The sequence below is a fragment of the Janthinobacterium sp. BHSEK genome (assembly GCF_056174685.1).
In genome coordinates this window covers 1-4,682 of the sequence record NZ_JBWBYV010000011.1, presented here as the reverse complement: position 1 = coordinate 4,682, position 4,682 = coordinate 1, and the positions used below count along the sequence as shown (strand labels likewise).

The 4,682-nt window shown below is 58.9% G+C and carries 4 protein-coding genes; all 4 read right to left on the bottom strand.

What is annotated here, in order from left to right:
- A partial coding sequence (gene fliD / locus AC0V2Y_RS04610; RefSeq protein ID WP_475417963.1) for a flagellar filament capping protein FliD occupies window positions 1-2,079 on the bottom strand: 2,079 nt, incomplete at its 3' end.
- A gap of 230 nt (window positions 2,080-2,309) precedes the next feature.
- On the bottom strand, window positions 2,310-2,681 hold the full coding sequence (locus AC0V2Y_RS04605; protein ID WP_475417962.1) for a flagellar protein FlaG: 372 nt from the start codon (window positions 2,679-2,681) through the stop codon (window positions 2,310-2,312).
- Window positions 2,682-2,765: 84 nt separating this feature from the next.
- Complete coding sequence (locus AC0V2Y_RS04600; RefSeq protein WP_475417961.1) at window positions 2,766-4,235, bottom strand: flagellin N-terminal helical domain-containing protein; 1,470 nt, start codon at window positions 4,233-4,235, stop codon at window positions 2,766-2,768.
- A gap of 226 nt (window positions 4,236-4,461) precedes the next feature.
- On the bottom strand, window positions 4,462-4,682 hold a 221-nt coding region (locus tag AC0V2Y_RS04595), incomplete at its 5' end, for a hypothetical protein (RefSeq protein WP_475418323.1).

The window sequence follows — 4,682 nt, the reverse complement described above, 5'->3', positions numbered from 1 at the left end:
CGCCAGTTGAGTGGGGGTATAGCTGCCGGCAGGAATGATCACCTTGGCGGTATTTTTCGCCACCGCCGGCGTGCTGTCATTCAGGGTTACGTTCCACACGGTATCGCTGCCAATCACGGTGCTGGCGGGCAGGGCCGCATTGCCTTTCAGCGTGCCCTGGCTGGCCATGTTCGTCACGTTCAGCGCATACGTGCCGGGCTTGGTGGCCGAGGTGGAACTGGTGAAGGATACGGTGCTGTCGGTGGTCTTGCCCAAGGCTGCAAACAGGCCCGCGACATCGGAAAAGTTCGCGCCAATTGCCTTGTCCAGCTTGGCCGTGTCCAAGGTCAGGCTGCCATCCTTTTGAAACGAAATGCCGACCTGGCTCATGGTGGTCAGGTTACCCGTCAGGCCGGTAATCGGCATGCCCATCTGTTTGCGCAACTGGCTCTGGATGGAAAGGGCGGTGGAGTCTCCCAGCAGCAGGCCGGCTGCCTTGGTATCGGGATCGTACGAGGTCAGCTTGGCCATTGCCGTATTCAACTCGTTGTACGCCTTGACGAAGGCATTGATGCTGGTCTTGACGGTGGAAATGTCTTTTGAGACGGAAAGGTTGGTTGAACCTACCTTCGCCACGTTGATGGTCACGCCCTCGATGGCGCTGTCGATGCTGTTCGAACTATTTGTGATGGGAATGCCATTGACGCTGAGCTGCGTATTTTGCGCAGCGCTGTTCTGTTTCAAGTTTTGCACGCCGGAGGGGTCATACGCCAGCAGCGCTGTCAACGCGCTGTCGGCTGGCTGACCGTCGCTGCCGCTCAGCGTGATTTTCATCGCCGAACTGGCGCCCGTCTTGGTCGACGCAAGCACCAGGTGAAAAGGCTTGTCCGTGCCGTCTGAGACGATGCTCGCTGTTACGCCTAGTCCGGCGTTGTTGATGGCGTCGCGGATACCTTGCAGGGTATTGTTGCTCGAATCGATCACCACCGACCCCGTCGACTGGTTGCCGTCCTGGGTGAAGTTGGTATCCATGTAGGCGCCGCCGGAGCCGGCCGTCAAGCCAGCGGCGGCAGGGTTGCTGCCGCCGATCGTGATGGGGCTGGCGTTGCTGGAAGCCAGTGTGATCGAGCTGGCGATGGTGACATTGGAGCCGTCATTGACGGCGCCGGCCGCGTGCCCTATGCCGCCGCGGGTGTCGCCCGTGACGACTTCTTCAATGTTCAGGTTGGAACCGTCGGCACGCGTGAATTTCAGGGTGCCGTCGGCGGCCTTGCCGGTGACCGTGATGTTGGCCGCCGCCAGGGCATTCGAGACGGAATTCGGTCCCTCCAGCGTCGTGTCGAGGCTGGCAGCAGTCAGGCCTGCGCCAGCCGCCACATTTTCACCTTGCGTGAAGATCTCGACGCCACCGACCGACAGCGAGTAGCTGCTGCCTGCGGCTGTGCTGACATTGCCAAAAACGCTGAACATGGCCGGATCGGACGATACCGGTTGTGCCGTGGCCGTGACGCCGGTGGTGCTGCTCTTGGCATTGATGGCTTCGGCCAGTGCACGCGCGCTCTTGGTGGTGGCGTCAGTGGGGATGGCCGTGCCGTTGATGCTCAGCGAACCGTTGTTAATGCCGGTGAGCAAGGTATTACCGCTGAGTTTGGTACCAGCGAGGCCAAAGGTGCCGCCGCCAACCGAGCCAAGCTGGAAGGAAATGGTGGTTTTGGCACCCAGGCCAATATTCGAAAGCTTGCTCGACATGCCGCTCGTGGTCAGTGTCTGCGCCTGTGCCATCTGGCTGACATTGATGTTGTAGCTGCCGGCGACGGCCTTGGCGCCGGCCGTTGCCGTCAGGATCAACGGATCGGTCGGCGTGGCCGACACTGCCCGGAAGTTATCCGTTTTGCTCAGCGAAGAGAGCGAATTCTGGAAGGTGCTGATCGTACCGCTCAGAGTGCCGAGTGCACTCAGCTTTGCCTGGTACGAGGCGGTTTTTTTGTCGTAGGTACCCAGTGGCACCGATTCCGCCGTCATCAGCTTCTCGATGATGGCATTCACATCCAGCGTGCTGTTGCCGATGCCTGGAGAGGATAAGGTTGGTGTGATGGCCACTGCATGCTCCTAGGAAAACACTAATATAAGCTGTTATCGGCAGATTCAATCAGGACTTGAGAGGGGGATTTACCGCGTTGTTTTCAATTCGGGCCAGAATGCGGGCTGGCGCGTGAAAATGATTGTTAAACTGGAATAATAATACGGGGTCCGGCAGGCAAGCTGCGGACCCCGATGTCGTGCCGATGCATGGCGATACACTGCTGCGCGTACGGACGGAGCTTCATCCGTCAGACGCTTTGACTGATCAGGGAGCCTTTGGCCGAGTCGAAGGCCTTGGCCAGCGCCAATGCTTCCTTGGTCGGGATCTGCCGCAGCACTTCCTTGGTTTCCTGGTCTATCACTTTGACCACCGTGCGCTGGCTATCTTCATCGATGGCAAATTCCAGGCCCTGCGTCTTGGTTTGCGATGACTGGTTCAGTTCTGATACCGCCTGATCCAGCTGGGCACGGCTTGGTTCCGGGCTGTGTTGCTGCAGTGCCACTGCGTCATGGGTGTCGGCGCTGCGCGGTGCGGCGCTGCGGGCCGGCGGTATGTCTGCCGAGGTGTAACTTTTATCAATCCGGCTCGCCGGGGCGGCCGCTATCGTCTCAATAGTCATGGTGCTCTCCTAGTGAAAATTCCCCTGCCGAAAAAATCCGGCAGGGGAACCTGAGTCCTGCGATGTTACGAGGCTAATCGAAGATTAGCCGCGCAGCAGGCTCAGCACGCCGTTAGGCAGCGAGTTCGCTTGCGCCAGCATGGCGGTACCGGCTTGTTGCAGGATCTGGCCACGGGTCAGGCTGGCCGTTTCCGCAGCAAAGTCGGTATCGACGATGCGGCTGCGCGACGAGGACAGGTTTTCCGTGGTCGATTGCAGGTTCGAAATCGCCGACGAGAAGCGCGATTGCAAAGCACCGTACTGGGCGCGTTGGCCGTTGACGCGGGCCAGGGCTGCATCAGCAACTTTCAGTGCCGATTGTGCGCCATCAAACGTGGTGACGTCGATGTCAGCAACGGAGCTCAGTTTCGATACACCCGTGGCGCCCGTGCCGGTGGCAAATGCGGAAGCATCGGTCACGGCGAAGCTGCTGTCCGAATCGTAGGTCACGTGGCCGTTGACGACTGCCGTGGCAGCTGCTGCCGTAGGCGTGACGCCAGCTACCACTGCGTTGGTCGTGTGGTTGTAGCTGCCGACGGCGAACGTCGTATTAGCCGCTGTGCCGGAGTTTTTCAAGTTGATGTCCGCGCCGGTGGCATGGTTCAGCTTGATACCGCCATTTTTGGCATCGTATTCGGCGGTAATGCCGGTTTTTGCCGATTGCGCATTGAAGGCGTTGATACCTGCGGCATAGTCCGAGGCCGTTTGACCGGCGCCAACCGAGAACGAAACGGTCACGGCGTTGGCGTTGTCGCCTTTTACATCGATCGAATACGCTTCGTTCGAACCCAGTGCCAGGTTGGCTTCGGTGGATGCCGTTGCCGTCACGCCGGTGCTCGACGTCAGTTTGTTCACGCCGGCAGCGATACCCTTGGCCGTTTCAGTGGCGGCGGTGGTGTTATAGGTTGCCGTACCGAGCGAGCCGGAAATCTTGATGGCCTTGGTGGCGGCATCGGCGTTCGAGGTGGCGAGTACAACGGCCGAGTCGTTTGCAACGCGGTTATTCCCGTAGGTATTCGTCAGGAAGTTCGCGCCACTGGCGGAAATCAGCTGATTCGCGTCGGCGCCGACCTGGAAGTTGGCCGTACCCATGGTGCCATCCAGCAGCGCCTGGCCGTTGAACGAGGTGGTTTGGGCGATACGGTTCAATTCCGAGCTCAGTTGGCCAACCTCGGTTTGCAGCGCCTGGCGGTCGCTCGACGAGTTGGTGGCGTTCGACGATTGCACGGCCAGTTCGCGGATACGTTGCAGGATGTCGCCCGAGCTCGACAGTGCGCCCTCGGCCGTTTGAGCCAGCGAGACGCCGTCGTTGGCATTGCGGGTGGCTTGGGTCATGCCGCGGATTTGCGACGTCATACGGTCGGAAATCGCCAGACCAGCAGCGTCATCCTTGGCGCTGTTAATACGCAGACCGGAGGACAAGCGTTGCAGCGAGGTGCTCAGGGCCGACTGCGAGGTCGACAGGTTGCGTTGCGAATTCAGGGACGAGATGTTGGTGTTAATTACTGCAGCCATGATAATTCTCCAGACAGGTACTACATTGCGCTATGTGCTATTCACTTTGGCCTGCCCCGCTGTTCCGGGGCAATCAAGCCGCTGTTGTTTAGGGTAACGGTTGCTCTGCGGGAAAATTTATGGCGAAAAACGCTTTAAATTTTAATTTTTAGCCCTTCAGTTTGCCGCTGGCCGTGCGCTAGACGACATGGTTTAGAGAAACTTGAGGGTAGAAAAAGTTTTATTTTCATATCGCAGGGATACTGCCGAAGCGCTGGAACGGGAGAAAATGTTGTTGTTTTGGAATGGAAAATGCCGTCCAGTCGGGTGGCGGGACGGCATGTGACGTGGAATGGGCGTCATCGGCCACTATCCGGGCCTTCGTTGGGCAGGAGCAGGGACACGCTGCGGTAAAGGTGATCAGGATCTTTTTAAAGAAGTAATAGGGCGAACGCCGTGTTCGTAGCC